We start from the raw sequence: 2,343 nt of genomic DNA, 5'->3' as shown, positions 1-2,343 counted from the left end.
GCTTATATGCTTGGCGAGCGCCGGATCTTGTTGGAAAGAGCGAGCACAAGCTGTTATCGCGCGAAAGCTTCTTGTTGGGTAATAATATCGTGCTTGTGGTTGCATGGATTACAGTCATGATCGGTACGCTTTACCCCTTGGTATTAGATTTCATAGGTGCAGGAAAACTTTCAATAGGCCCTCCGTACTTCAATGCTGTATTTTCTCCTTTGATGGCTATCCTGGCGGTTTTACTTGGCTTCGGACTGGTCGCTAATTGGAAATCGACAGAGCCCAAAGGTCTGGTTAAGAAGTTACGTGTGGTTGCAGTGGTGTCAGTTGTGCTGACCCTTGTGTTCACTGCGATATCTGGTATTGCGTGGGATTGGATTTCAATGCTCGCAATCTTGTTAGGCTTGTGGGTCGCATTAATTACACTGAATGATCTTCGCAAGAAAGCCGTAGCTAGAGTCGGTAATTTGAAAAACAAATTGGCATTGGGTTCGGCGTACTATGCCATGGTACTTGGCCACCTTGGCTTTGCTCTTATGATTGTTGGTGCAACGATTGTGTCGCTTCACTCTGTCGAGCGAGATGTCCGCATTGAGATTGGTCAGAAAGTAGTGCTAGGACAATATGAGCTTCATTTTGCTTCCTTGCACGCTATTCAGGGGCCTAATTATGAAGCGTCTCGGATTAACGTTGAGGTGTTGAGTGATGGGCAAGTTGTTTCGGTCCTCAAGCCTGAAAAACGTGTGTATTTCTCTCAAGCTAATCCCATGACTGAAGCTGGGATTGATCCGGGTTTGTTGCGAGATGTTTACGTGGCGATTGGAGAGGAGCTCGATGGCGGTGCATGGGCCGTGAGAGTTCAATATAAGCCCCTCATTCGATGGATTTGGCTTGGCGCAATTTTCATGTTTATTGCAGGTGGCTTAGCTGTGTTTGATAAACGTTATCGTCCTAAAGAAAAAGTGAGCCAAGTAGTGATGCCATCAAATTCGGAGTTTGCTAAGTAAATGAAGTCTCGTCTCGTATTCTTGACCCCTTTGATGTTAGCAGTCGGTCTAGGACTTATTTTATACACAGCTTTGGGCAAAGACCCGAGCAAGTTAGAAACAGCACGCCTGAACGATCCACTCCCAACATTTTCGTTACAATCGCTTGAATATCCAAGCAAATTACTCACTAACGCTGATTTAGGTGGGAAGCCTTCGCTACTTAACGTTTGGGCAACATGGTGCCCAGCTTGTAAGAGTGAGCACGGGTATCTGATGGCACTTGCACAACAAGGTGTTCCGATTATTGGNCTGAATTACAAAGATGATAGAGCGAAAGCGTTACAGTGGTTAGACAGGCTTGGTGATCCTTATTCGTTGAACCTATTTGATCCGCGAGGGAAGTTCGGGTTCGATTTAGGGGTGTATGGTGCACCAGAGACCTACATCATCGATCAAAATGGTGTAGTACGCTATCGACATGTCGGTGAGGTGAATCATCGTGTTTGGGAGGCACAATTGGCTCCGCGGTTTAACGCATTGCTCAAGGAATAAATACCAATGAGATTTGTCCTTCTTTTTGTCCTCGCTATTGGCTTTGAGTCACTTAATGCCGACATTGATGTATATGAATTTAGTTCTGAAACGAAGCTAGAATCTTATCAAGCTCTAACCCGTGAATTGCGTTGCCCTAAGTGTCAAAATCAGGATATTGCCGATTCAAATGCGCCGATTGCTCAAGATATGCGCGCGCAAGTTCAAAGACTGGTTGAAGATGGACATAGCCACGATGACGTCGTCGACTTTATGATTCAAAGATTTGGCGAATTTGTTACTTATAAGCCTCCAGTGCGATCAGAGACGTATTTGTTGTGGTATGGGCCATGGGTATTTATCGCGATAGGTCTGATTGCGATTATTGGTATCTCCAGAAGTAAACGGAAATCTGTAGATACTAATGGTGCTACTGAAAGTACTGGTTCCTCATTGAAGGTGGATAATTCAGATGATCAAGCTGAACTCGAAGCCTTGTTAAAAAAATATTCTGACGATTAGTCATCCATCTATTTAATTTCTATAGGCAAAGTCATCAATGACCCAATTCTGGATAATAGCCTCAATCCTTTCTCTTGTTGCTGTATGGATAGTACTTCACCCCTGGTTCAAAAGGCATAAGCTTGAAGAAATTGCCGTTGATACGGCGGCCGAGGCGCGGGTGCGCGCGAACGTTAGAGCATACAAAGAACGTCTCAGGGAGCTCAATGCTGAGCTGCGTTCAGATGCAATTGATCAGGTTCAGTTTGAAGAAATTAAGAAAGAGCTAGAGGCAACGCTCCTTGGTGATGCAAAGAACGTACAGGCCCGT

Annotated in this window: 4 protein-coding genes; all 4 read left to right on the top strand. The window is 45.0% G+C overall.

Features of this window, described 5'->3' with window-relative positions:
• On the top strand, positions 1-998 hold a 998-nt coding region (locus A3738_RS07655), incomplete at its 5' end, for a cytochrome c-type biogenesis CcmF C-terminal domain-containing protein (RefSeq protein ID WP_304440079.1).
• On the top strand, positions 999-1,532 hold the full coding sequence (locus A3738_RS07650) for a DsbE family thiol:disulfide interchange protein (RefSeq protein ID WP_068475817.1): 534 nt from the start codon (positions 999-1,001) through the stop codon (positions 1,530-1,532).
• 6 nt (positions 1,533-1,538) lie between these two features.
• Entirely contained in the window at positions 1,539-2,033 is a 495-nt protein-coding gene (locus A3738_RS07645; protein WP_068501506.1) for a cytochrome c-type biogenesis protein, read from the top strand.
• A 37-nt stretch (positions 2,034-2,070) separates the two neighbouring features.
• A partial coding sequence (gene ccmI, locus A3738_RS07640) for a c-type cytochrome biogenesis protein CcmI (RefSeq protein WP_068763494.1) occupies positions 2,071-2,343 on the top strand: 273 nt, incomplete at its 3' end.

The organism is Oleiphilus sp. HI0066 (assembly GCF_001635725.1).
Note: the sequence above shows the minus strand (reverse complement) of the source record. Positions and strands in the feature narration are given on the sequence as shown.

Excerpts from the sequence above, each read along its gene's own strand:
- A3738_RS07645 (WP_068501506.1), top strand. The coding sequence starts at position 1,539 with ATGAGATTTGTCCTTCTTTTTGTCCTCGCTATTGGCTTTGAGTCACTT.